We start from the raw sequence: 22,405 nt of genomic DNA, 5'->3' as shown, positions 1-22,405 counted from the left end.
ATCAGCCTCCCCCACCAAAGCTGGCAGCCAAGGTGCCGACGGTCATCGACCAGCCATCGACCAACACAAACACCATCAGTTTGAAGGGTAACGAGATGATCAGCGGGGAGAGCATCATCATCCCCATCGCCATCAAAACGCTGGCGACCACCAAATCGATCACCAGAAAGGGGATAAACAGCATAAAGCCAATCTGAAATGCGGTATTCAACTCACTCAATACAAACGCAGGCAACAGCACCCCGAAAGGCACATCCTCTTTGGCGACCGTTGTTGGTTCACCAGAGATGCGCAGCATCTGCTCCAGATCCGGTTCACGGGTCTGGGCCAGCATGAATTTACGCAGGGGTTTTTCTGCCTTGGCGATCCCCTCTGACAGGGTTATTTCATTCTGGTCATAAGGGACAAATGCATTCTGATACATGTCCGTCCAGACCGGACGCATAATCACCACAGTCAGGATGAGGCTGATGCCGATCAGCACCCGGTTGGGAGGGCTCTGCTGCAGGCCAAGGGCCTGTCTCAATATGGCCAGTACGATGATGATCCGGGTAAAACTGGTCATCATCAGTAACAAGGTCGGAAGCAGACCCAACAGGGTCATGAAGAAGAGGATCTGCAACTTGATGTTGTAGTCCTCGCCCCCTGAAGCGCCTGGCGATACCGAGAACAAGGTCATGTCCGCCCCCCAGCCGGGCAGCGAAAATAACAGCAGCGTCAGCAGCAGATAGCGCATCAGTCGTCCATGCCGCCCAGCAGGTTGGTATCGATGACATCAACCAGGCGCAGACCATATTTGCCATTCACGACGACGACTTCGCCCTTGGCAAGCAGACGGCCATTCACCCGCACATCCAGCGGTTCACCTGCCAGCTTGTCCAGCTCAATGACAGCCCCCTCCTCGACGCGCATCAAATCGCCGAGCGGCACTTCGGTACTGGCCACTTCCAGCGTCACCTTGACCGGGATCTGGCGAAAGAAGGAGAGATCCCGTTGTTTGCTGCTACTGGTGGGGGCCAAGTAGTCTGCGGCGCTAGGCATACTGATGTCGTCACCAAACAGTTGATCCAGTCCATCCAGATCCAGCGGATCATTCATATTGTGCTCGCTCATGATTCAATTTACTCCTCTACAACCGTCGCAACCTGATAGACCAGGCTGCCTTTGTGTTCTGCGATTCGTCCACTGAAGCAGGGACGGCTGCCAATCAATGCTGGCACCACCTCAGGCAAATCCAGTGACAGCACATCACCCACCTTGAGACACTCAAGATCTGCCAGCGTCATGGACAATTGGCCCATCACCACCCGCAGACGAACCGGGACATGAGTCAGAGCCTGTTCCAGCTGACCTTCCGGCAGGGAATGACTGACCTGAGAAATGGACTCCTCGGGAGGAAGCAACCACATCTGCCAGTGATGAGTGCAATTACCTGCCTGCAGGGTTGCCTGCGTGGTCCAGAGCTGACGGTGGGCGATGGAATCACGTGGCACGACATGCAACTGCCACTTCAGATCCCCCAACCCCAGACAAGCACACCAGATATCAACCTGATACTGGCAAAGCCGCAATAACAGCCGCTGTTCGGTATCGGTCAGCCCTTTGCCAGACTGAACATGCTCCTCTTTTTGCTGCAAGGTGCCACCGAAAAAGAGGACCGCAAGACGATAGATGACCAGGGGTGCGATCGAGAAATAGACGGCGCGCTGTGGTTCAAGCGGACTTCTCGCCTCGACCCAGATATGAGCGTCATCTATCTCTGCAGGACCGGAAAAGGCGAACTCGCCATAATTCAGTTCGCACTCCGCACTATTGAACAGCTGGGCCATACAACTCGCAGCTTGCAGGGAAAATGTGCTCAACTGGCCATTGACCTGCTTCAAACGGGCGTGGTTTAACCGCTCGACACCCAACAGATCATAATGAGGCAGGGTTCTGCCCCGTTCTGCGCTAAGCAGCCGGGAAGGTGTGAGCATTGCGCTGCTTGATGACATTAATAATCCACCTTAACCATTTCATCTCGCCTTACTGCCACAGGGTCGCTCATCAGGCCAGCAGTGTGATAGATACAGACAGTCCAGCCGACGTATATCGACCAAAAAGGGTGAGAACTTTATTACAAATTCCAGAAAGCCGCCATGCGGTGCATCTCGGCGTGAATAATAAAAATCCCGGTGCCGTTAGGCACCGGGATTTTAGCGTGACGGTTCACGCGGAATGAGGTCGGAGTCGGCCTGTAAGCCGGGTTCTGTACCGGGTTGCCCCGGGTAGCAATCATTCCTCTAGGCCAGCAATCGCTCGCTGGCTCAAGCAACCTACCCGCCCCCAACGCGGGCCGCGCCAATAGGGGCCTATTTGGTCTTGCTTCGGGTGGAGTTTACCGTGCCACGAACTGTTGCCAGTCGCGCGGTGCGCTCTTACCGCACCCTTTCACCCTTACCTGATCCCTTGCGGGCCATCGGCGGTCTGCTCTCTGTTGCACTGGTCGTAGGCTCGCGCCCCCCAGGCGTTACCTGGCACCCTGCCCTGTGAAGCCCGGACTTTCCTCCCCTCCGCCCGTCTGTCCCGAGGGACACAACGACGAAGCAGCGATTGCCCAGCCAACTCCGAGGCGCGGATTATAGCCTTGCGATACGCACGGGGTAAACCGGCAATTCCCGTTTACAGCCATTTATCGCGCTTTGGCCCCCGTTTACATGCTGAATGCTCGCCGGTTCGGGGGATTGCACTGGTCAGAAAACAGCCTTACGGCCTATTAAAACAGCCTTACGGCCTATTAACCGGCTCAATAGTGCTCGAGGCCGTATTTGTAGAGGGCATTCTTCTTCACGCCGTGGATCTCGGCGGTCAGGGCGGCCGCTTTTTTCAGTGGCAGCTCGGCCACCAGCAGACCCAGAGTACGGATCGCCTCGGCTGGCAAATCCTCTTCCTCTTTGGAGGCGCCAGCCACGACCAGCACGATCTCGCCGCGGCAACGGTTGTCATCTTCACCAAGCCAGGCCAGCATTTCAGAGGCTGGCAGACCATGGATTGACTCGAAGGTCTTGGTCAGCTCGCGGCACACCACCACATGACGCTCGCCGAGAATGCGAGCAATCGCTTCTACTGTATCCTGCACACGGCGCGGCGATTCGTAGAACACCAGCGAGCGGGTGTCTTCAATAACGGCTTGCAGGCGATCCTCACGCCCCTTGCTCTTGGCGGGCAGGAAGCCCTCAAAGGCAAATCGATCGGTGGGCAGACCGGCCGCGCTCAGAGCGGTGATGGCTGCACAGGGACCGGGCAGCGGCACCACCTTGACCCCGGCTTCACGACAGCGGGTGACCAAGTGATAACCGGGGTCGCTGATGAGCGGGGTGCCAGCATCGGAGACCAGCGCAACACTCTTGCCCTCTTTGATCCGGCCGATCAGCACATCGGCTTTCTGCTGCTCGTTGTGATCGTGCAGGGCGAAGGTCGGCACCGAGATTTGGTAGTGGCTGAGCAGGATACCGGTATGACGGGTATCTTCAGCTGCCACCAGATCGACACTGCGTAAAATGTCCAATGCACGCTGGGTGATGTCCGCCAGATTGCCGATCGGAGTGGGGACTATATACAGGGTTGGGATGTCACTCATGGGATCTCCGAGTGCCCCGACAATTGTGTCGCCATATTGGCCCGTTTACACTATGGGGAACTTCAACACTGGTCGGGGAATGAACTTGAACCGGGTTACAAAGCAGCTAAGTGTATCACGACTCTTCGGCATCATACTCGCGGCAGTACTGCTCGCCGCCTGTGCGTCGGAGCCCAATCAACCGTCAGGGCAGTCAGGCATGCCCTCTGCGTTCTCCAATCTGACCAAGAATGCCCAGTGGTATCTTGAGCAGGTGGATCCCGCCAAGCCGGCCGAGGCCTTTACCTGGCAGATGCTGGCGGCACGCAGCTATCTGGCGCTGGGCCAGGCCAAACCGGCCTCGGCGCTGTTCCAGCAATTGCAGAAGCAGGCCAAGGACCCCGCCCAGAAGGCACAGTTGCAACTGTTGCAAGCCCATCTGTTGCTGGCACAAGGCCACGCCAATCAGGCGCTGATCCTGCTGGAAGGCAAACCCGAGGTGGTGCTGGATGCCGATACCCAGAAGGATTGGTATCGCCAGCGCGTGGTGCTACAGCTCGACATCAACAACAAGTTTGGCGCAGCCAAGTCGTTGATTGCACTGGAGCCCTACCTCAATCAGAGCGAGCAGGCGACCAACCATCAGCAAATCTGGTCGTTGCTCAAAAGCATGACCCCCTCCACCCTGCAAGCACTGGAAGAGGCTCCGGCCCCTGATGTGACCACCGGCTGGTTGCGACTGGCGGCACTGGTCAACGAGTTTGGCGCCCAGCCGAACCTGCTGGCCCGCCAGCTGGCAGGCTGGAAGCGTGACTTCCCCAACCATCCGGCCCAGAAAGATATGCCGGCAGGATTGGGCGATCTGGCGGCCACTGCCAGCACCTCGGTGCAACAGATCGCTGTGCTGCTGCCCCTCTCAGGCAATCTGGAACCGCAGGGCGCCGCCATCCGTAACGGTATGCTGATGTCTTATAAGGAAAATCAGGGGCAATTCACCCTGAACTTCTACGACACCCAGAGCAAGTCGACCGGCGACCTTTATAAGCAGGCGATTCAGGAAGGGGCAGACATGATCATCGGCCCGCTGCTGAAAGACAGGGTCGAGGAGCTGCTCAAGGCCAATCCGACCGTGCCGGTACTGGCGCTCAACGAGCTGGACAAGCCGGTCGTCAACGACACCACCTACTACTTCTCCCTCTCTGCCGCCGCAGATGCCGCGCAGGCAGCCCAGTACCTCTACACCCAGGGCTACCGCAAACCGCTGCTGATCGCCGCTCAGGGGCGGATCGGTTACAGCAGTATCAAGGCGTTCGAGCAGAGCTGGGCCACCCTGAGCCAGGATAAGCCGGTCGTTGCCACCTTCGGTGCCCGTAACGAAGTGCAGGGGATGGTCAAGAATGCCCTGAGCGGCCGCTCTACCGCCCGAGCTGGTGAAGTGGTGCAACTCTCTGATGCCGCACCGCGCAGCATCGATGCCGTTTACGTGGTGGCCAACAGCCTGGAAACCCGGATGATCAAGCCCTACGTGGATGTCTCGGTCAATCCGATGGGCAGCCTGCCCATCTACACCAGCTCCCGTGGCTACGACAGCGCCGCAACCGAGGTCGCCTCCGAGCTCAACGGCATGCATATCGCCGATATGCCGCTGCTGCTGGGCGGCTACGAGAAACAGCGCGAGCAGATCGCCCTGCTCTGGCCGCAGACTCAGGGTGACCTGCTGCGCCTGTTTGCCATGGGCTACGATGCCGTCAGTCTGGCTGAGAACCTGCAGCAGATGCGCAAGGTGGGCGGCATGCAGCAGGCCGGCATGAGCGGTCAGCTGAGCGTGGATGCCCAGGGCAATATCGTACGTATGCTGAGCTGGGGTACTTACCAGAACGGCAAACTGGTCGACGAGAACGCCGTTCAGCAACTGGAGGAGCCCTCCAATGAAGGAACTATGGAAACGGATGCGCCAGCAGTTGCCGAGCCTGTTCCCCTCACCAACGAGCAAGGGACAGCACTTTGAACAAGTCGCTGAACGCTGGTTGCAGGCCCGGGGCCTGCAACCGGTAGCTCGCAACTACCGCTGTCGTGGCGGTGAAATAGATCTCATCATGCACCAGGGCCAGACCCTGGTGTTTGTTGAGGTGCGCTACCGGGCCACCGGCAGCCATGGCGGGGCCGCCAGCTCGGTCACCCGCAGCAAACAGCACAAGATCATGCTGGCAGCGCGCCACTATTTGAAGCAACATGCCATCAACGAGGCCAATCAGGCCTGCCGATTCGATGTGATTGCGTTCGAGGGCGACCAGCCAGCCTGGATCCAGAACGCATTTTAAGAGGACCCTATGACTGACCGCATCAAAGAGAACTACACCGAAAGCATCCAGACCAAGATAGCCGCCGCCGAGGCGCTGCCGGATGCCATCCATACTGCAGCCCAGATGATCACCATCTGCCTGCTCAATGGCCACAAGGTGCTGGCATGCGGTAACGGTCCTTCTGCCGCACTGGCGCAACTGTTCATCTCCGAGCTGGTCAACTGCTACGAGACCCAGCGCCCCTCCCTGCCCGGTATGGCCCTGACCCCGGACATGGCGACCATCAGCGCCATCGCCACCGACCACGGTTTTGAAGAGGTCTACGCCAAGCAGATCCGCGCGCTGGGCCAGCCTGGCGACATTCTGGTGGTCATCACCACCTCCGGCCACAGCCGCAGCCTGATCAAGGCCGCCGAGGCCGCCCTCTCCCGCGACATGACCATAGTGGTGCTGAGTGGGGGTGACGGTGGCGAAATGGCAGGTCTGCTCGGCCCGAACGATGTGGAGATCCGTGTTCCCTCCGCCCGTCGCCCTCGCATTCTGGAAGTGAACCTGTTGACCCTGCACTGCCTGTGTGATCTCATCGACCAGACACTTTTCCCGCAACAGGAAGATTGAAACCATGAAAAAGCACACTATCCTGCTCGGTCTGCTGGTTAGCACCCTGCTGCTGCAAGGCTGCGCAGCCCTGGTTGTTGGCGGCGCCGCAGGGACTGCCAAGGCCTCTGGCGATCGCCGGACGCTGGGCGCGCAGTGGGATGACCAGACCATCGAGCTGAAAGCGGCCAATCTGCTGGCCGACAACAAACCACTCAGCGCAGCCAGCAAGATCAGCGTCTACAGCAACAATGGCCGCGTCCTGCTGGTCGGCCAGACACCTTCTGACGTTTACAAGATTGAGGCGGGCAAAATTGTCAGTCGCATCGAAGGGGTGCGCCACGTCTACAACGAATTGCGCATCGGCCAACCTGCCAGTTTCACCACTCGCAGCAATGACTCCTGGATCACCTCCAAGGTGAAAGCCGATATGTTCGGCACCAAGAACTTCGACAGCACCAAGGTCAAGGTGGTCACCGAGAACGGCGAGGTGTTCCTGATTGGTCTGGTGACTCGCCAGGAGGGAGAGCAGGCAGTCAACATCGCCCGCCATGTAACCGGCGTGAAGCGCGTGATCAAGGCCTTCGAGTTCGCCCAGAACTAAGCCCGACCGCACATAAAAAAACGCAGCCAATCGGCTGCGTTTTTTATTTGATTACCTTCAGGGTCGGACGACCGCTTGGACGCGGCGGTTCCGGCTCAGGCTCCACCGGCGCTTCAGCCTGCTCAAGCCAGATATCGTAACCCGGCTCGGGCGGGAACATGGTGCCCACACCGTTCTCCCGGGCATGGATAGCCAACACTGCCGCCATCGGGATATAAACCTGCTGGGAGACCCCGCCAAAACGGGCACTGAAGCTGATAGCCTCGTTATCCATGTGAAATTGCATCACGGCTCGGGGCGCGATGTTCAGTACAATTTGCCCGTCCTGAGCAAACTGCATCGGCACCATCACATGGGGAATGTTGACGTTGACCACCAGATGAGGGGTCAGATCGTTGTCCAGCAACCAGTCAAAGAACGCCCGTAACAAGTACGGGCGGCTCGGTGTCATTGTCGGTTCCATGCTCATACGCCAGCACGGATCTCGCGTTCGGCTTCGGTCAGGGAAGCCTGGAAGGACTCACGCTCGAACAGACGAACCATGTAGGCCTTCAGCTCTTTGGCGCCACGACCGGTCAGGTCGATGCCAAGGCTCGGCAGACGCCACAGCAGCGGTGCCATGTAGCAATCCACCAGACCGAACTCTTCGCTCATGAAATAGGGCATTTCACCGAAGATCGGCGCGATGGCCAGCAGGTTGTCACGCAGTTCGTTGCGTGCCGCTTCAGCATCGGTACCGGCCATGATCTTGTCAGCCAGTGAGTACCAGTCCAGCTCGATGCGGTGCATCATCAGACGGCTGTTACCGCGGGCAACCGGGTAAACAGGCATCAGGGGCGGATGCGGGAAGCGCTCGTCCAGATACTCCATGATGATGCGCGAGGTGTAGAGTGCCAGCTCACGATCAACCAGGGTCGGTACAGAGTTGTACGGGTTCAGCTCGGCCAGCTCATCCGGCAGATTGGCTGGATCAACCTGGCAGATATCCACGCTAACACCCTTCTCCGCCAGGACAATACGCACCTGATGGCTGAACATATCGTTGGCACCGGAAAACAGCGTCATTACCGAACGCTTATTGGCAGCTACAGCCATTGAACCCTCCCGTCATTAAAAAGCAGAAACGGCAATGAAGCATCTTGGTCTTCATTGCCGTGCATTATATTACCCGTATCTGGTCGCTTAGTGAACGTCGCGCCAGAATTCCTTCTTCAACAGCACAGTGAAGATGAAGAAGATCACGATGAAACCAAGCACCCAGAAGCCCATGCGTTCACGCTCCTGTTGTACCGGTTCAGCCGAGTAGACCAAGAAGTTTACCAGATCCAGTACCGTCTGATCATACTCTTCGTCATCCATTTCACCATTACCGTCAGATTTGATGCTGACAACCTGCTGGGTCTCGACTCCATCGACCGTGTGAGTGACGAACTCGGCACGGGGGGTTCCCTGCAACGGTTCCAACACATGAGGCATACCCACAGACGGGAACACCACATTATTCACCCCAAACGGACGAGTCGGATCCACGTAAAAAGAGCGCAGATAGGTGTAAATCCAGTCCGCACCACGTACCCGGGCAACCAGAGTCAGATCGGGGGGCGGCGCACCAAACCACTTGGCGGCATCCTTCTCTGACATGGCGCTCTTCATCAGGTCACCGACCTTTGCGCCGGTGAAAATCAGGTTCTCTTTCATCAAATCTTCGGGGATCCCGAGATCTTCTGCGACCCGGTTATAACGCTGATACTGGGTAGAGTGGCATCCGGCGCAATAGTTCATGAAGGTGGCCGCGCCGCGTTGCAGCGATGCCTTGTCACTCAGATCGTAATTGGCTTTGTCCAGATGAACAGCTCCGCCACTTGCAAATACCAGAGATGGCAGCAGGGTCAGCACTGCAAATATTATTTTTTTCATTTAAATGTAACCCTCTCCGGCAGCGGCTTGGTGCGTTCGTTTTTGCTGTAGAAGAACAACAGCACGAAGAAACCGAAATAACCCAAGGTACAAATCTGGGCAACCAGCGTCAGGGTCGGCGTCGACGGCAGCACCCCCAGCACCCCCAGGATGATAAAGCAGACCACGAACTGGGCGATGTTAAGCTTGTGCAGCTTGCTGCGATAGCGAACAGAACGCACCTTGCAGCGATCCAGCCAAGGCAGCAGGAACAACACCACAATAGAGAGGCCCATCATGATGACGCCCAGAAGCTTGTCGGGTACGGCACGCAAAATCGCGTAGAAGGGAGTGAAGTACCACACAGGCGCGATGTGAGCAGGAGTCTTCAGGCCGTTGGCCACTTCAAAGTTCGGCTTCTCGAGGAAGTAACCCCACATATCCGGCTTGAAGAAAATGATGGCGCAGAAGAAGAACAGGAAGCCCGCCACACCGATCATGTCCTTGACGGTGAAATAAGGGTGGAATGCCACCGCATCCAGCGGCCAGCCGTTTTCGTCCTTGTGCTTCTTGATGTCGATACCATCCGGGTTGTTGGAGCCCACTTCGTGCAACGCCAGAATGTGCATGGCAACCAGCATCACCAGCACCAGCGGCAACGCGATGACGTGCAGCGCGAAGAAGCGGTTCAGGGTCGCACCGGAGATCACGTAGTCACCGCGGATCCACAGGGTCAGATCGTCACCGATGACCGGAATGGCGCCAAACAGCGAGATGATGACCTGAGCCCCCCAGAATGACATCTGGCCCCAGGGCAGCAAGTAGCCCATAAAGGCCTCTGCCATCAGCACCAGGAAGATCAGCATGCCGAAGATCCACAACAGTTCACGAGGCTTCTGATAAGAGCCATAGATCATGCCGCGGAACATGTGCATGTAGACCACGATGAAGAATGCAGACGCACCGGTTGAGTGCATGTAACGCAGCAGCCAGCCGTACTCCACATCGCGCATGATGTACTCCACGGAGGCAAACGCACCTTCCGCAGAGGGGTTGTAGTTCATGGTCAACCAGATACCGGTGATGATCTGGTTAACCAGCACCAGCATGGCCAGCGAGCCGAAGAAGTACCAGAAGTTCAGGTTCTTCGGTGCCGGATACTTGGCCATGTGGTCGTTGTACATGGCCGTGAGCGGGAATCGATAATCGATCCAGCCCATCAGTTTACTCAACATGGTCAGGCCTCCTTGCCATCGGCACCGACCAGGATGGTGGTGTCATTAATGAATTGATAGGGCGGAATGACCAGGTTCAGCGGTGCAGGCACCCCCTGGAACACACGGCCGGCCATGTCGAACTTGGAGCCATGGCACGGGCAGAAGAAGCCGGACGTAACGCCCTGCACCTGCTCGCCAAAGCTATCAGGCAGATAGGAAGGTGAACACCCCAAGTGGGTGCAAATACCGACCGCGACAAAAATTTCGGGCTTGATCGATCTGTACCCGTTATGGGCATAGTCAGGCTGCTGCGGCTCTTCAGATGAGGGATCCCGCAGCTTGTCATCATGCGCGGCCAAGGCATCCAGCGTCTGTTTGGTGCGTTTCACCACCCAGACAGGCTTGCCTCGCCACTCGACACGGATGAGCTGACCCGGTTCCAACTTGCTGATATCGACTTCAACCGGCGCACCGGCTGCTTTGGCCTTGGCGCTCGGATTCCATGACTTTATAAACGGCACTGCGGTAAACGCAGCTCCTACCCCACCAACGGCAACCGTTGACCAGGTAAGAAATCTGCGGCGACCGGTATCAACTGGCGCATTGCTCATCCAAAAACTCTCCCATGTGGACTCCGCACATTCTTATAGTGTCCCTGTTCCCCATTTTTCCCGTGACAACAGCGGCGGAAGCTGGATTTACAATTGCCACAGAAAACAGGGGAAATTTTAAAGAAAAGATAACAACTTGACAAGAAAGAGCGGTGAGCAATGAAAACAATAAAGAAACAATTTTTTGTCTTTTGTGACGCGTGGTTAGCATTGATGTCGGTAATATTACCAATAAAAAAAGCCTGGCGGTTGCCAGGCTTTTTTGACACTCGAAAGAGTGAGTACAAAAAGCGAATTAACGCTTGGAGTACTGCGGACGCTTACGAGCTTTGTGCAGACCAACTTTCTTACGCTCAACCTTACGGGCATCACGAGTAACAAAGCCAGCTTTACGCAGTTCGGAACGCAGGGTTTCGTCGTACTGCATCAGAGCACGAGTGATACCGTGGCGGATCGCACCAGCTTGACCGGAGATGCCACCACCGTTAACGGTGATGTACAGGTCCAGTTTCTCGGTCATCTCAACCAGTTCCAGCGGCTGACGAACTACCATGCGGGCAGTCGGACGGCCGAAGTACTGCTCCAGGGAGCGCTGGTTGATTACGATCTTGCCGCTACCCGCTTTGATAAATACGCGAGCAGTGGAGCTTTTGCGACGGCCGGTACCGTAGTATTGATTTTCTGCCATGTTGCCAGTTCCCGATTAGATATCCAGTACTTGAGGTTGCTGAGCAGCATGAGCATGCTCGGCGCCTGCGTAAACTTTCAGTTTACGGAACATGGCACGGCCCAGAGGACCTTTCGGCAGCATGCCTTTTACGGCTGCTTCGATTACCATTTCCGGTTTACGCTGAATCAGCTTGTCGAAGCTGATTGACTTGATACCACCCGGGAAACCGGAGTGAGCGTGGTACATTTTGTCGGTAAATTTCTTACCGGTTACGTGTACCTTCTCAGCGTTTACAACGATGATGTAATCACCGGTGTCAACGTGCGGAGTGTACTCAGCTTTGTGCTTACCACGCAGACGAGCAGCGATCTCGGTTGCGATACGACCCAGAGTTTTACCTTCTGCGTCCACAATGTACCAGTCACGTTTTACGGTTTCTGGCTTGGCAACGAAAGTTTTCATTAAGTTAAACCCAATTACCTGTTACAGACCCAATTGCTTATGGGGGCTCTCCCACAAACAACAAACGATGGCCTACCTGTACCCCTTCGAATACAAGTAAAGCTTAAAGTGTTGCTGTCTTATCGACAGCTGTAACGTGGGCCGGGCGATTATAAGTGAAGTTGCCTTAAATATCACCTGCTAATTTCACTGCCATGAAACCAGCAAATGTCGCCCGGCCCTACCTGCCGCAGATGCCCATCCGACTGGCAGGCGCGGTATTGTGACTAAGGAAGGTGCACTCTGGCAAGGTATTCGTGCGATTGCATTTCCTGAAGCCGCGAAAGACAGCGTTTGAATTCGAAATTCAGCAGCCCTTCGCCGTAGAGTTCTGCCATGGGAACCGCTGCCGACATGATGAGCTTGACGTGCCGTTCATAAAACTCATCGACCATGGCAATGAAGCGGCGAGCCGCGTCATCCGAGCCTGTGCCCATGGGTTGCACATTGGCCAGCAGAACAGTATGGAACAGCCTGGCCAGCTCGATATAGTCGTTCTGGGAGCGGGGAGTACAACAAAGTTGCTCAAATTCCATATAGAGCACCCCTTCCCCCATCCCGAGCGACCTCAGCTGACGATGATTGACCTCGAACGCCCCCTCGCAAGCCGTGTGCCCACCGGTTAATTGCTGAAAATAGTGGTCAAGATTGGCTTTTGCCTGTAAATCCAGCGGGCAGTGATAAATCTCCGCTTGTTCCAGCGTACGCAGGCGATAGTCGATACCTCCATCCACGTTAAGTACCTCGCAATGGCGCTCGATAAGCTCGATAGCTGGCAGAAAACGGGCTCGCTGCAGCCCGTTGCGATAAAGATCCTGCGGCGGAATATTTGAAGTGGCGACCAGCACGACGCCGTGACCAAACAGCTCCTGGAACAGCGTGCCCAGCAACATGGCATCGGTGATATCGGAGACGAAAAATTCGTCGAAACAGATGATGTCTGTCTCGCTGGCAAGCTTGCTGGCCACCAGCTTGAGGGGATCGGACTGCCCGCTCAGTCCCTGCAGTTCATCGTGAATGCGGTGCATGAAGCGGTGGAAATGGCTGCGCATCTTGCGCGTCCCCGGCAGGCTGTCGAAAAAAGTATCCATCAGCCAGGTCTTGCCTCGGCCCACTCCGCCCCACATATAGATACCGAGGACGGGCTCCGGCGACTTGGGCTTTTGTAGCCACCCCAGCAGCCCTCGAGATCTGGTCGGAGTCGGGCGCCGTAGCAAATCCTGATACAGTCGCTCCAGCCTGCTAATGGCCATCCCCTGCGCGGGGTCGGCCACAAAGCCGGGGTGCAGCAGATCCTGCTGGTATTTTTGCTGCGGTGTCATCCTTGAGCGCCTCTCCAAGTCCCTGAATCGAGGACAAAATGGTATCACGGCCTCAGGACGCACGGTATAGTGCCATCAAGGCATGGCGGTTATGACGACCGCATAAACCCACTCTGTTTTAGCTGTAACAAGGAGCATCTATGAGTCTGTTAACTGGGATCCTGCTGGCTGTCGCGGCCTTGATTATCGGTATCGTTCTCGGCCGTTTTTCGGTGCGTAGCCGCGATGCTGGCCGTCTCGAACAGGAACTGAAGAAGGCCCACAAGGAGCTCGAGAGTTATCAGGGCCAGATCAACACCCACTTCGCCGACAGTGCCGCCCTGATGGAGCAACTGGCCGAGCAGTATCAGACCCTCTATCGCCACATGGCCGAGCAGAGCAAATTCCTGGCCAAGGCGCAGGAACCGCTGTTCCGCGAGTCATTGGTAGAAGAAGCCCCTGCCAATGTGGCAGAAGAGCCGGGCGTTCCGCCTCGCGACTATGCTGGCGCCTCTTCCGGGCTGCTCAAGCAACCAAACTAGTTCCTCGCGGAACTAATTGGCCAGTCCCGTGGTCTGACCTTGACGATTGCAATGCAACTTTTTCTGGGAGCTGTTTTTCATATGCGTAAACCTCTTTCCATGCTCAGTGTGCTAGCCCTCAGTGTCGGTATCGCCATGTCTGCGGCCCCTGCTCAGGCTGCACTGCCTTCCCTGTTAGGTTCAAATCAGGAGATGCCAAGCCTGGCGCCTGTTCTCGAACAGGTCACCCCGGCGGTGGTCAATATCTCGGTTTCTGGCAAAAAAATTACCCGTCAGCGTCTGCCGGAACAGTTCAAGTTCTTCTTCGGCCCCAACATGCCCGATGAACAGGTGAGCGAGCAGCCATTCCAGGCGCTCGGCTCCGGTGTCATCGTCGATGCCAAGAAGGGTTACGTGATCACCAACGCCCACGTGGTGCACGAGGCGGACGAGATCAAGGTCAATCTGAAGGATGGTCGTGAGTACGCAGCCAAGAAGATCGGTGAAGACAAGCAGTCCGACATCGCCCTGCTGCAAATCAAGGCCGAGGATCTGGTGCAGATCAAGTTCGCCGACTCCGATGAGCTGCGGGTAGGTGACTATGCGCTGGCCATCGGCAACCCGTTTGGGCTGGGCCAGACCGTCACCTCCGGTATTGTCAGTGCGCTGGGTCGCAGCGGCCTCAACATCGAGAATCTGGAGAACTTCATCCAGACCGATGCGGCCATCAACTCCGGTAACTCCGGCGGAGCCCTGCTCAACCTGCGTGGCGAGCTGATCGGTATCAACACCGCGATTCTGGGCCCGAACGGCGGCAACATCGGCATCGGCTTTGCTATCCCCTCCAACATGGTGCGGGATCTGACCGAGCAGATCGTCAAGTACGGTGAAGTGCGTCGCGGCCAGCTGGGTATTACCGGCACCGAGCTCACCTCCGACATCGCCAAAACCTTCGGTTACAACAAGAAGGATGGTGCCTTCGTCAATCAGGTCATGCCTGATTCGGCGGCCGACAAGGCGGGCATCAAGGCCGGCGATATCATCGTCAGCATCGATGGCAAACCGGTTCGCTCCTTCGGCGAGCTGCGCGCCAAGATTGCCACCATGGGCGCTGGCAAGCAGGTCGAACTGGGGCTGATCCGCGATGGCAAGTCACAAACTGCCAAAGTGACCCTGAAGCAGGCCGATGACAGCGAAGTACGCGCCAGCGCGCTGCATCCGGCACTGGAAGGGGCCAAGCTGAGCACCACCACCGACCCGGTCTCCGGTGTCGCGGTTGCCGATATTGATCCTCGCTCTCCGGCAGCCGCTTCCGGCCTGCAGAAGGGTGACATCATCATCGGGGTCAACCGCCTGCGCATCAACACCCTGGGCGAGCTGACCAAGGCGCTCAAGAACAAGCCTGACGTGCTGGCGCTCAACATCCAGCGCGGCGACTCCTCGCTCTATCTGGTGATCCGCTAACGCTCAAGCTGTTCGCCAACCCCTCTATCACCCGCGGCCTTCACCGCGGGTGATTTTTATCCATCGATAGTGTTATTCTCTGCGCGCAGCCTGTACGGATGAGAATGACATGAAAATCCCCCCTTTAGTCAGTTACTTGGGCAAGTCTGTCGGTTTTGGATTGACCGTCGCGGCGCTGCTGTTGCTGCTGTTTCCCCATTTTCGTGGTGGTGCCCAACTGCCCGGCATCATCACCAATGCCCGTGAACTGAGTTTCTCCTATGCCGCCCATCGGGCAGGCCCTGCCGTCGTCAACATCTATACCCGCAGCTTTGCCCCCAATCAGGGCAATCAGGGGGAACTGCGCCCGCAAGGGCTGGGTTCCGGCGTCATCATGAATCAGCGCGGCTATGTACTGACCAACTACCACGTCATCGCCGATGCCGACCAGATCATCGTCGCATTGCAGGATGGCCGGGTCTTCAGCGCCGAGCTGGTCGGTACCGATCAGCTCACCGACCTCGCCGTGCTCTATATCGAGTCAGACAACCTGCCGGTGATCCCGCAGGATCCAGAGCGACTGCCAGAAGTGGGGGATGTGGTGCTCGCTATCGGCAACCCCTACAACGTCGGCCAGACCATCACCCAGGGCATCATCAGCGCGACCGGACGTACCGGCCTCTCCAGCATGGGACCCGACAGCAATGGCCGCCAGGATCTGCTGCAGACCGATGCAGCCATCAACGAGGGCAACTCGGGTGGCGCGCTGGTCAACGGCCGTGGCGATCTGGTGGGTATCAACACCGCCACCTATCACCTCAACGGCAATCAGGAGAGCTACGGCATCAGCTTCGCCATCCCCTACCGGCTGGCCAAACGGATCATGGATGAGCTGATCGCCAACGGCCGGGTGATCCGCGGCTACCTCGGGATCTCCAGTGTCGAGATCAACCCCATAGTCGCGCGGATGATGAACCTCGGCGACCTACGTGGTCTGGTGGTGGAGAGTCTGGATCCCAACGGCCCGGCGGCCAAAGGCGGCCTGCAGCGAGGGGATGTGCTGCTCAAGATCAACGGAGAGGCCATCAGTGGCGTACGCAGCGCCATGGACAAGATTGTCGAGAGCCGCCCCGGCACCAAGCTGACCATCTCGGTATTCCGCTCCGGCAAGCCGCTGGAAGTGGTGGTCACTATAGAGGAAGACCTGCGCTATCAGCAGAGAACGGCCAGCTCGAGCGCAGCATCGGCCAGCTAGCGTCACTCCTTTTAATGAGAAGGGCGGGAAACCGCCCTTTTCCATATCTGCCCTCTCGGCAACGTCTCTTACCGTGAGATGACTCACAGTTTCCCGCAACGCTTGCCCTGCCCCCGCCCCCCGATTTGTGCGCTACCGATCACACAAAACCAGCTTCAATAAGCACTCTTTTTGCCTTTTCAGTATCCAAACGATCACTTCGGGGCCATTTCATCAGGAATTTCCGCTTCGAATCGGAAAAACACTGCCTCCTCCACATCGACGCGCAGGCTTAGGGTAACTCCATACCTTCTGCCAGCCTTGGAGAGCAGACATTGCAAACAGATACTCACGACCAGACCCTGACCCCGAACAGCCCGGAGTTGCTGCGCCAGACCGATCATATCCTCGCGCGCATTTATCCCCTGCTGGCCGAACAGGGCATCATCCCCAACGAGGTGCAACGGCAGATGCTGGCTTCCCATGTCAAAGCCATGGTGTGGCGCTCCCACAGTGGCGAGCCCCTGCCGGAGGTTGACCTCAGCCTGTTTGAAGAGATCTCCCCCCTCTCACTGCGTCTCGCCGAACAGGTCGTCAGCTGGCTGGATCAGCTTGCTTATGAGGAGGCACACCTCTTGTCCGTCCATTTTGAAGTCGCCAAAGAAAACGAACTCAGCTCGGTGCAGAACCCGTAACTCAAGGAGAAATCGATATGACAGCCATCAAACTCGTGATTGGAGACCGTCTCGGCAAGGGTCAGAAAGTGGGCGCAGGCGCGGAAGCAGCCGGAGCCAACGTGACCATCATCCCAGGCATGGCCGCTGACATGAAGCTCGGCGACGTGATGAACAAGGAGCAGGCGGATCTCGGCATCTCCTTCTGCGGCAGCGGTGGCGCCGGGGCGATCACCGCCCAGACCAAATACGGCTACAAGTGCCGCTACGGCATGCGCTCTGTTGAAGAGGGCGTCACCGCCATCAACGAAGGGTGCGTGGTGCTGGGCTTCGGTTTCATGGACAAGGAAGAGCTGGGCCAGAAGCTGGTCGAAGCCTTCGCCAAGAAGCACGGACGCGCCTGATGAAAGAGAACTTCACCACCCAGGTCATCGTCAACGGCAAGGGGACGACCCGCCAGCAGGCGTTTGCCTCCGCCCTCAGCCAGGTGCAACCCACACTGCTCAAGAACAACCAGCAGGTACTGCTGCGTATTGAGCCGGTCGATGTACAGGTGCTCAAAGCCGAGGAGTTGGTCCGGGTGGAGAAGTTCCTGTTCTTCTTCCTGCCGCGCCAGCGCCGCGAATACCGCGTCCAGCTGGAGATCAAGGTTCAGGTCACCAGTCTGGATGTCGCCAAGGTGACGTTCACCCAGGTGTGATGCCTGCGCAGGCACAACCCCACAAGAAGGATACGTTGGATGTTTCTAATCATTTTTATCAAGTCACTCATCATTGGCGGCCTGGTTGGCGTCGGGGTGGGGGCCGGCGCGGCGCGGATGTTCCACGCCCCGACCGTACAGGGCATGGGTGCCTTCCGCACCCTGGGCGAACTCAACTCCTGCGAAGGGGATCCCGCTTCCCACTTCTCGTTTGGTCTGGGCTTCTTCTTCAACACCTGGGCCTCGACCGTGGCTGCAGGCGCCTTCACCCAGGATGTGGATCACCGCATCATCCCGCACTGGGCCACGGCGGCACTGCTGTTCAAAAATCGGGATCTCGCCACCACTCTGCACGACCCGAAAAAGATGGCCATCGCCGGCGGCATCATAGGTGCCATCGTGGTTGCCTTCCTCAACAGCACGGCCGCAGCCGTCCCGGCCGCCCTGCAGGTCACTGCGGTCAAGGTGCTGGTACCGGCAGCCAACCTGCTGGTCAACACCGTTATGCCGGTGATCTTCTGGCTCGCTGCCATCGAAGCGGGCAAGAAATCCGGTTTCTGGGCCACCATCTTCGGCGGTCTGGCGCAGCTCATCATGGGCAACGCGGTACCGGGTCTGGTGCTCGGCATCCTGATCGGCAAGGGCGTGGAAGAGAGCGGCTGGAACCATGTCACCAAGGTGATGATGGCAGCCATCGTCCTGCTGTTCGTGCTGAGCGGCTTCTTCCGCGGCTTCGACATGAAACTGATTGAATCCTTCCATATGGGTGTCCCCCTGTGGCTGGAAAGTGTCCATAACCTGCTGAGCGGCAAATAAGGGGTAACACCATGGATGAGAAACTGAAAAACAACTTCTGGTACGCCGACTGGTCCTTCCCCATCTTCGTCGGCCTGCTCTCGGCCGGGGTCTTTGCCGGTACCCACATGTTCTATCTGTACGGGGTTGGTGCCTTCAACGAAGTAGCCTTCGTCGCCATGCTCAAGGCCGGGATGGACACGGGTGCCTACGGCGCGGTAGCCGCGTTCGGTGCCAGCTTCCTGTTCGCCCGCATCATCGAGGGATCCCTGGTGGGGATCCTGGATATCGGCGGCGCTATCCAGACCGGGGTCGGACTGGGCGTTCCCGCCCTGCTGCTGGGAGCCGGCATCGTCTATCCGGTGGAAAACTTCGGCGCCTCGCTGGCAACCGGCATGGGGATTGGTCTGGCCATCGGCTACGTCATCATTCTGGCACGCAAGTTCACCATCAACCAGAGCAACTCCACTTACGGTGCTGACGTGATGATGGGCGCAGGCAACAGCTCTGGCCGCTTCCTCGGCCCCCTCATCATCCTCTCCGCCATGGGTGCCTCCATCCCCATCGGTATCGGGTCCCTGCTGGGTGCCCTGCTGTTCTACGTGTGGGGCAAACCCATCACCGGCGGTGCCATCCTGGGAGCCATGCTGCTGGGTACCTTCTTCCCGGTCGCCCTTGTGTAAGTACCAGCCGCCCTGCGGGGCGGCTCGCCAGAGGTTTTCAGCATGTACGACATCATCATCAAAGCGGGGCGCCAGGGAGATGGCCAGCTCGTCGATATCGCCATCAGGGAGGGCAAAATCGCCGCCATCGGCTCCCTGCCGGGGACGGCAACGGCGCGGCAGATCCTGGAGCTCGGCGGCAGGGTGCATGTGAGCGCAGGCTGGATCGATGGCCACACCCACTGCTACCCCGCCTCCCCCATCTATCACGATGAGCCGGACAAGGTGGGCGTAGAGTCCGGCGTCACCACCGTCATCGACGCCGGCAGCACCGGAGCCGACGATGTGGATGACTTCCAGCAGATCGCTGCGGGCTGCAAGACTCGGGTGCATGCCCTGCTCAACATCTCCCGCATCGGTCTGCTGCGCCAGAACGAGCTGGCGGATAGCCGGGACCTCGATATGGATCTTGCCTCGGCAGCCATTCGCCGCCACCCCGACTTTATCGTCGGCATCAAGGCGCGGATGAGCGGCAGCGTGGTCGGAGAAAACGGTCTGCAACCGCTGCGCATGGCCAAGGCCCTGCAACAGACCCACGGCCGGCTACCGCTGATGGTGCACGTGGGCAACACGCCGCCGGACCTGGACGAGATCGTCGCTCTGCTGGGGGATGGTGATCTGCTGACCCACTGCTTCAACGGCAAACCGAACCGCATCCTGACTCCGGCTGGCGAGCTGCGGGTCGCGGTGCGCGAGGCGATGAAACGGGGGCTCTTGCTCGACATCGGCCACGGCGGCGCCAGCTTCAGCTTCGAGGTGGCGGAGCTGGCTATCCGGCAGGGGATCCTGCCCCGCACCATCAGCTCCGACATCTACTGCAAGAACCGCATCAAGGGGCCGGTCTACAGTCTGGCTCACGTGATGTCGAAGTTTCTCGCCATCGGCATGACGCTGGAGCAGGTGCTCGCCTGTGTCACCCATCAAGCGGCCGATGCCCTGCGCCTTTCCGGCAAGGGGCGGCTTGAGGTGGGCGCCGATGCCGATCTGACCCTGTTCGAGGTCACCAGCGGCCCGACCCTGTTTATGGATACCGAAGCCCAGTCCCGCAGCGGTGACCAACAACTGCAGCCTCTCGCCGCCCTGGTCGGTGGCGAACTGGTTCTGACTCACTATGGGAAATCACACCATGCCTTCTGTTTATGAGAAATATCAGCTCAAACCTGTGATCAACGCCTCCGGGCGCATGACCATTCTCGGCGTCTCCACCCCCGAGCAGGAGGTGGTAGATGCGGTCAATTTCGGCCTGGGCCACTACTTCGAGGTCAAGGATCTGGTCAACAAGACCGGCACCTATCTGGCTGGCTTGCTGGATGTGGAAGATGCGGTGGTAGTCTCCTGTGCCAGCGCGGGCATCGCCCAGTCAGTCGCCGCCATGATAGTGCGCGGCGATCCCTACCGCCTCGAGCACCTGCATGCCCATCCCCATGAGGTGCCGAGTGAAATCGTGCTGCCCAAGGGGCATAACGTCAACTTCGGCGCCCCGGTCGGTACCATGGTCAATCTGGGTGGCGGCAAAGTAGTGGAAGCCGGTTACGCCAACGAGTGCTCCCCTTCCCAGCTGGCAGCCGCCATCAATGCCAACACCGCTGCGATCCTCTATATCAAGTCCCACCACTGCGTGCAGAAGAGCATTCTGTCGGTGGCCGAGGCCGCCGAGGTGGCCAAGACCCACGGGCTCCCGCTCATCGTCGATGCGGCTGCCGAAGAGGATCTGCGCCTCTACTACAACCAGGGGGCGGACCTGGTCATCTACAGCGGCGCCAAGGCCATTGAAGGGCCCACCAGCGGGCTGGTGCTCGGCAAGCGTCAGTACGTGGAGTGGGTCAAACAGCAGGCCAATGGCATCGGTCGCGCCATGAAGGTGGGCAAGGAGGGTATCCTCGGCCTGACCCACGCCATCGAGCGCTATCTGGCCAAAGAGAAAGAGAGCGGAGCCGCCATGGTCGCCAAGATGAGCCCCTTCATCGAGCGCCTCAACCAGCTGCCTGGCGTCACCGCCAAGGTGGTATGGGACAGCGCAGGACGCGACATTGCCCGCACCGATATCGCTTTTGACCACCAACAGATCGGCATGACCACAGTGCAGGTCGTCAGCCGTCTGCAACAGGGCACGCCTGCCATCTACTGCCGCGGCTACAAGGCCAACGAGGGGCACATCGAGATCGATGTGCGCAGCGTCTCCGTGCCCCAGCTCGACCAAATCCACACCTCCATTGCCAACCTCGTTCAGGAGAATCGCTGATGTCCCTTACCCCCAACTACTACCGTGATCGGGTCTGTCTCAACGTGCTGGCTGGATCCAAGGAGAATGCCGTCGAGGTGTACGACGCAGCCGAAGGCCACGTGCTGGTCGGTGTGCTCTCCAAAAACTACCCGGATATTCCCTCCGCAGTTGCCGATATGAAGGAGTACGCCAAGCTTATCGACAACGCCCTCTCCATCGGACTGGGCGCCGGGGATCCACGCCAATCCGCTATGGTGGCCGAGCTGGCCTGCCAGCTGCAGCCCCAGCACGTCAATCAGGTGTTCACCGGTGTCGGCGCCAGCCGGGCGCTGCTCGGCCAATCACAAACGCTGGTGAATGGGCTGATCTCCCCTACTGGCATGTCGGGCATGGTAAAGATCTCCACCGGTCCACTCAGCGCCGGGCAGCCGGATGGCATAGTGCCCATCGATACCGCCATTGCCTTGCTCAAGGACATGGGCGGCAGCTCGGTCAAGTTCTTCCCCATGGGCGGGCTGGCCTGCCGCGACGAGTATCAGGCAGTGGCCGAGGCTTGTGCCCGCAACAACTTCTGGCTGGAGCCCACCGGTGGCATCGATCTGGAGAACTTCGAGGAGATAGTGAGGATTGCGCTGGACGCCGGAGTCGAGAAGGTGATCCCGCACGTCTACAGCTCCATCATCGACAGCGCGAGCGGGCACACTCGCCCCGAGGATGTGCGCACTCTGCTGGCCATAGTGAAACGACTGTTGGCCTGATGGCAGTCACGGGCGCCGGTTCAATCACTGACCGGT

General features: G+C 58.3%; 27 protein-coding genes and 1 other RNA gene. 15 read left to right on the top strand and 13 right to left on the bottom strand.

Annotated features, from left to right (window positions below; genetic code table 11):
* Position 1 precedes the first annotated feature (1 nt).
* From fliP to rsmI, 5 genes are all read right to left on the bottom strand, one after another.
* The gene (gene fliP / locus ACTG2T_RS11470; RefSeq protein WP_005336248.1) at positions 2–736 is read right to left on the bottom strand and encodes a flagellar type III secretion system pore protein FliP; all 735 of its coding nucleotides are present in this window, start codon (positions 734–736) and stop codon (positions 2–4) included.
* Complete coding sequence (gene lfiN, locus ACTG2T_RS11465) at positions 736–1,113, bottom strand: lateral flagellar motor switch protein LfiN (RefSeq protein WP_019444828.1); 378 nt, start codon at positions 1,111–1,113, stop codon at positions 736–738. Before lfiN ends, fliP begins: the two co-directional genes overlap by 1 nt.
* An 8-nt stretch (positions 1,114–1,121) precedes the next feature.
* Positions 1,122–1,994: a lateral flagellar motor switch protein LfiM gene (gene lfiM / locus ACTG2T_RS11460; protein ID WP_181497028.1), complete on the bottom strand. Its 873-nt coding sequence runs from the start codon at positions 1,992–1,994 to the stop codon at positions 1,122–1,124.
* Positions 1,995–2,221: 227 nt separating this feature from the next.
* Positions 2,222–2,608: RNase P RNA component class A (rnpB, locus tag ACTG2T_RS11455), an RNA gene on the bottom strand.
* A gap of 177 nt (positions 2,609–2,785) precedes the next feature.
* On the bottom strand, positions 2,786–3,619 hold the full coding sequence (gene rsmI / locus ACTG2T_RS11450; RefSeq protein WP_330124679.1) for a 16S rRNA (cytidine(1402)-2'-O)-methyltransferase: 834 nt from the start codon (positions 3,617–3,619) through the stop codon (positions 2,786–2,788).
* Positions 3,620–3,818: 199 nt separating this feature from the next.
* On the opposite strand from rsmI, the gene ACTG2T_RS11445 reads away from it, so the two are divergent.
* The 4 genes from ACTG2T_RS11445 to dolP are packed head-to-tail and all read left to right on the top strand — an operon-like array spanning position 3,819 to position 7,102.
* Positions 3,819–5,606, top strand: a complete 1,788-nt coding sequence (locus ACTG2T_RS11445) for a penicillin-binding protein activator (protein ID WP_019444831.1) — start codon at positions 3,819–3,821, stop codon at positions 5,604–5,606.
* Complete coding sequence (locus ACTG2T_RS11440) at positions 5,548–5,919, top strand: YraN family protein (protein WP_005355127.1); 372 nt, start codon at positions 5,548–5,550, stop codon at positions 5,917–5,919. The genes ACTG2T_RS11445 and ACTG2T_RS11440 overlap by 59 nt, the downstream gene beginning before the upstream one ends.
* Positions 5,920–5,928: 9 nt before the next feature.
* A complete protein-coding gene (locus ACTG2T_RS11435; protein WP_005336275.1) occupies positions 5,929–6,519 on the top strand; it encodes a D-sedoheptulose-7-phosphate isomerase in 591 nt (196 codons plus the stop codon).
* A 4-nt stretch (positions 6,520–6,523) separates the two neighbouring features.
* Positions 6,524–7,102 (top strand): division/outer membrane stress-associated lipid-binding lipoprotein, encoded by a 579-nt coding sequence (gene dolP, locus ACTG2T_RS11430; RefSeq protein WP_005336277.1) that lies wholly within the window; start codon positions 6,524–6,526, stop codon positions 7,100–7,102.
* Positions 7,103–7,145: 43 nt separating this feature from the next.
* On the opposite strand, the gene ACTG2T_RS11425 is transcribed toward dolP, so the two are convergent.
* The 8 genes from ACTG2T_RS11425 to zapE all read right to left on the bottom strand — a co-directional run bounded on the left by ACTG2T_RS11425 (position 7,146) and on the right by zapE (position 13,319).
* A complete protein-coding gene (locus tag ACTG2T_RS11425; protein ID WP_005336278.1) occupies positions 7,146–7,571 on the bottom strand; it encodes a ClpXP protease specificity-enhancing factor in 426 nt (141 codons plus the stop codon).
* Positions 7,568–8,197 carry a stringent starvation protein SspA gene (sspA, locus tag ACTG2T_RS11420; protein WP_005336279.1) on the bottom strand — a complete coding sequence of 210 codons (630 nt, stop codon included), beginning with the start codon at positions 8,195–8,197 and terminating at the stop codon, positions 7,568–7,570. The genes ACTG2T_RS11425 and sspA overlap by 4 nt, the downstream gene beginning before the upstream one ends.
* A gap of 87 nt (positions 8,198–8,284) precedes the next feature.
* Positions 8,285–9,019: a cytochrome c1 gene (locus ACTG2T_RS11415; protein WP_151286525.1), complete on the bottom strand. Its 735-nt coding sequence runs from the start codon at positions 9,017–9,019 to the stop codon at positions 8,285–8,287.
* Positions 9,016–10,233 (bottom strand): cytochrome b, encoded by a 1,218-nt coding sequence (locus ACTG2T_RS11410; protein ID WP_040068842.1) that lies wholly within the window; start codon positions 10,231–10,233, stop codon positions 9,016–9,018. Before ACTG2T_RS11410 ends, ACTG2T_RS11415 begins: the two co-directional genes overlap by 4 nt.
* 2 nt (positions 10,234–10,235) lie before the next feature.
* A complete protein-coding gene (gene petA, locus ACTG2T_RS11405) occupies positions 10,236–10,826 on the bottom strand; it encodes a ubiquinol-cytochrome c reductase iron-sulfur subunit (RefSeq protein WP_040068840.1) in 591 nt (196 codons plus the stop codon).
* 295 nt (positions 10,827–11,121) lie between these two features.
* Complete coding sequence (rpsI, locus tag ACTG2T_RS11400) at positions 11,122–11,514, bottom strand: 30S ribosomal protein S9 (protein WP_005336286.1); 393 nt, start codon at positions 11,512–11,514, stop codon at positions 11,122–11,124.
* Positions 11,515–11,529: 15 nt separating this feature from the next.
* On the bottom strand, positions 11,530–11,958 hold the full coding sequence (gene rplM, locus ACTG2T_RS11395; protein WP_005336289.1) for a 50S ribosomal protein L13: 429 nt from the start codon (positions 11,956–11,958) through the stop codon (positions 11,530–11,532).
* A 266-nt stretch (positions 11,959–12,224) separates the two neighbouring features.
* Entirely contained in the window at positions 12,225–13,319 is a 1,095-nt protein-coding gene (gene zapE / locus ACTG2T_RS11390) for a cell division protein ZapE (protein WP_330124680.1), read from the bottom strand.
* 140 nt (positions 13,320–13,459) lie between these two features.
* On the opposite strand from zapE, the gene ACTG2T_RS11385 reads away from it, so the two are divergent.
* From ACTG2T_RS11385 to dagF, 11 genes are all read left to right on the top strand, one after another.
* Positions 13,460–13,840, top strand: a complete 381-nt coding sequence (locus ACTG2T_RS11385) for a YhcB family protein (RefSeq protein WP_005356646.1) — start codon at positions 13,460–13,462, stop codon at positions 13,838–13,840.
* Between the two features lie 81 nt (positions 13,841–13,921).
* Positions 13,922–15,283 (top strand): Do family serine endopeptidase, encoded by a 1,362-nt coding sequence (locus ACTG2T_RS11380; protein ID WP_005336295.1) that lies wholly within the window; start codon positions 13,922–13,924, stop codon positions 15,281–15,283.
* 109 nt (positions 15,284–15,392) lie between these two features.
* Positions 15,393–16,517 (top strand): outer membrane-stress sensor serine endopeptidase DegS, encoded by a 1,125-nt coding sequence (degS, locus tag ACTG2T_RS11375; RefSeq protein WP_005336297.1) that lies wholly within the window; start codon positions 15,393–15,395, stop codon positions 16,515–16,517.
* Between the two features lie 314 nt (positions 16,518–16,831).
* Complete coding sequence (locus tag ACTG2T_RS11370; protein WP_076493250.1) at positions 16,832–17,191, top strand: transcriptional regulator; 360 nt, start codon at positions 16,832–16,834, stop codon at positions 17,189–17,191.
* Positions 17,192–17,208: 17 nt separating this feature from the next.
* Positions 17,209–17,574 (top strand): SFCGS family glycine-rich protein, encoded by a 366-nt coding sequence (locus tag ACTG2T_RS11365; RefSeq protein ID WP_005355141.1) that lies wholly within the window; start codon positions 17,209–17,211, stop codon positions 17,572–17,574.
* Entirely contained in the window at positions 17,574–17,870 is a 297-nt protein-coding gene (locus tag ACTG2T_RS11360; protein ID WP_149151990.1) for a DUF4312 family protein, read from the top strand. The genes ACTG2T_RS11365 and ACTG2T_RS11360 overlap by 1 nt, the downstream gene beginning before the upstream one ends.
* Positions 17,871–17,909: 39 nt before the next feature.
* The gene (locus ACTG2T_RS11355; protein ID WP_330124681.1) at positions 17,910–18,686 is read left to right on the top strand and encodes a DUF4311 domain-containing protein; all 777 of its coding nucleotides are present in this window, start codon (positions 17,910–17,912) and stop codon (positions 18,684–18,686) included.
* Positions 18,687–18,697: 11 nt separating this feature from the next.
* Complete coding sequence (locus ACTG2T_RS11350) at positions 18,698–19,348, top strand: DUF4310 family protein (protein WP_005355144.1); 651 nt, start codon at positions 18,698–18,700, stop codon at positions 19,346–19,348.
* Between the two features lie 42 nt (positions 19,349–19,390).
* Positions 19,391–20,530, top strand: a complete 1,140-nt coding sequence (locus ACTG2T_RS11345) for an amidohydrolase/deacetylase family metallohydrolase (RefSeq protein ID WP_330124682.1) — start codon at positions 19,391–19,393, stop codon at positions 20,528–20,530.
* Positions 20,514–21,629 (top strand): DgaE family pyridoxal phosphate-dependent ammonia lyase, encoded by a 1,116-nt coding sequence (locus ACTG2T_RS11340; RefSeq protein ID WP_330124683.1) that lies wholly within the window; start codon positions 20,514–20,516, stop codon positions 21,627–21,629. Before ACTG2T_RS11345 ends, ACTG2T_RS11340 begins: the two co-directional genes overlap by 17 nt.
* Positions 21,629–22,369 carry a 2-dehydro-3-deoxy-phosphogluconate aldolase gene (dagF, locus tag ACTG2T_RS11335; protein ID WP_330124684.1) on the top strand — a complete coding sequence of 247 codons (741 nt, stop codon included), beginning with the start codon at positions 21,629–21,631 and terminating at the stop codon, positions 22,367–22,369. The genes ACTG2T_RS11340 and dagF overlap by 1 nt, the downstream gene beginning before the upstream one ends.
* The last annotated feature ends 36 nt before the right edge of the window (positions 22,370–22,405 follow it).

Source organism: Aeromonas sp. 75A, assembly GCF_051919425.1.
GTDB lineage: Bacteria > Pseudomonadota > Gammaproteobacteria > Enterobacterales > Aeromonadaceae > Aeromonas > Aeromonas veronii.
This window is presented reverse-complemented; position numbering and strand designations above follow the sequence as displayed.

What these genes read in the sequence shown, in the direction of transcription:
- petA (WP_040068840.1), bottom strand. Translation starts at nt 10,826, where the DNA reads ATGAGCAATGCGCCAGTTGATACCGGTCGCCGCAGATTTCTTACCTGG.
- sspA (WP_005336279.1), bottom strand. Translation starts at nt 8,197, where the DNA reads ATGGCTGTAGCTGCCAATAAGCGTTCGGTAATGACGCTGTTTTCCGGT.
- ACTG2T_RS11445 (WP_019444831.1), top strand. Translation starts at nt 3,819, where the DNA reads ATGCCCTCTGCGTTCTCCAATCTGACCAAGAATGCCCAGTGGTATCTT.
- ACTG2T_RS11415 (WP_151286525.1), bottom strand. Translation starts at nt 9,019, where the DNA reads ATGAAAAAAATAATATTTGCAGTGCTGACCCTGCTGCCATCTCTGGTA.
- ACTG2T_RS11425 (WP_005336278.1), bottom strand. Translation starts at nt 7,571, where the DNA reads ATGAGCATGGAACCGACAATGACACCGAGCCGCCCGTACTTGTTACGG.
- ACTG2T_RS11365 (WP_005355141.1), top strand. Translation starts at nt 17,209, where the DNA reads ATGACAGCCATCAAACTCGTGATTGGAGACCGTCTCGGCAAGGGTCAG.
- ACTG2T_RS11345 (WP_330124682.1), top strand. Translation starts at nt 19,391, where the DNA reads ATGTACGACATCATCATCAAAGCGGGGCGCCAGGGAGATGGCCAGCTC.
- ACTG2T_RS11380 (WP_005336295.1), top strand. Translation starts at nt 13,922, where the DNA reads ATGCGTAAACCTCTTTCCATGCTCAGTGTGCTAGCCCTCAGTGTCGGT.
- dagF (WP_330124684.1), top strand. Translation starts at nt 21,629, where the DNA reads ATGTCCCTTACCCCCAACTACTACCGTGATCGGGTCTGTCTCAACGTG.
- ACTG2T_RS11340 (WP_330124683.1), top strand. Translation starts at nt 20,514, where the DNA reads ATGCCTTCTGTTTATGAGAAATATCAGCTCAAACCTGTGATCAACGCC.
- ACTG2T_RS11440 (WP_005355127.1), top strand. Translation starts at nt 5,548, where the DNA reads ATGCGCCAGCAGTTGCCGAGCCTGTTCCCCTCACCAACGAGCAAGGGA.
- dolP (WP_005336277.1), top strand. Translation starts at nt 6,524, where the DNA reads ATGAAAAAGCACACTATCCTGCTCGGTCTGCTGGTTAGCACCCTGCTG.
- lfiM (WP_181497028.1), bottom strand. Translation starts at nt 1,994, where the DNA reads ATGTCATCAAGCAGCGCAATGCTCACACCTTCCCGGCTGCTTAGCGCA.
- fliP (WP_005336248.1), bottom strand. Translation starts at nt 736, where the DNA reads ATGCGCTATCTGCTGCTGACGCTGCTGTTATTTTCGCTGCCCGGCTGG.
- degS (WP_005336297.1), top strand. Translation starts at nt 15,393, where the DNA reads ATGAAAATCCCCCCTTTAGTCAGTTACTTGGGCAAGTCTGTCGGTTTT.
- rpsI (WP_005336286.1), bottom strand. Translation starts at nt 11,514, where the DNA reads ATGGCAGAAAATCAATACTACGGTACCGGCCGTCGCAAAAGCTCCACT.
- ACTG2T_RS11360 (WP_149151990.1), top strand. Translation starts at nt 17,574, where the DNA reads ATGAAAGAGAACTTCACCACCCAGGTCATCGTCAACGGCAAGGGGACG.
- zapE (WP_330124680.1), bottom strand. Translation starts at nt 13,319, where the DNA reads ATGACACCGCAGCAAAAATACCAGCAGGATCTGCTGCACCCCGGCTTT.
- ACTG2T_RS11435 (WP_005336275.1), top strand. Translation starts at nt 5,929, where the DNA reads ATGACTGACCGCATCAAAGAGAACTACACCGAAAGCATCCAGACCAAG.
- ACTG2T_RS11350 (WP_005355144.1), top strand. Translation starts at nt 18,698, where the DNA reads ATGGATGAGAAACTGAAAAACAACTTCTGGTACGCCGACTGGTCCTTC.
- lfiN (WP_019444828.1), bottom strand. Translation starts at nt 1,113, where the DNA reads ATGAGCGAGCACAATATGAATGATCCGCTGGATCTGGATGGACTGGAT.
- rsmI (WP_330124679.1), bottom strand. Translation starts at nt 3,619, where the DNA reads ATGAGTGACATCCCAACCCTGTATATAGTCCCCACTCCGATCGGCAAT.
- ACTG2T_RS11385 (WP_005356646.1), top strand. Translation starts at nt 13,460, where the DNA reads ATGAGTCTGTTAACTGGGATCCTGCTGGCTGTCGCGGCCTTGATTATC.
- ACTG2T_RS11355 (WP_330124681.1), top strand. Translation starts at nt 17,910, where the DNA reads ATGTTTCTAATCATTTTTATCAAGTCACTCATCATTGGCGGCCTGGTT.
- rplM (WP_005336289.1), bottom strand. Translation starts at nt 11,958, where the DNA reads ATGAAAACTTTCGTTGCCAAGCCAGAAACCGTAAAACGTGACTGGTAC.
- ACTG2T_RS11410 (WP_040068842.1), bottom strand. Translation starts at nt 10,233, where the DNA reads ATGTTGAGTAAACTGATGGGCTGGATCGATTATCGATTCCCGCTCACG.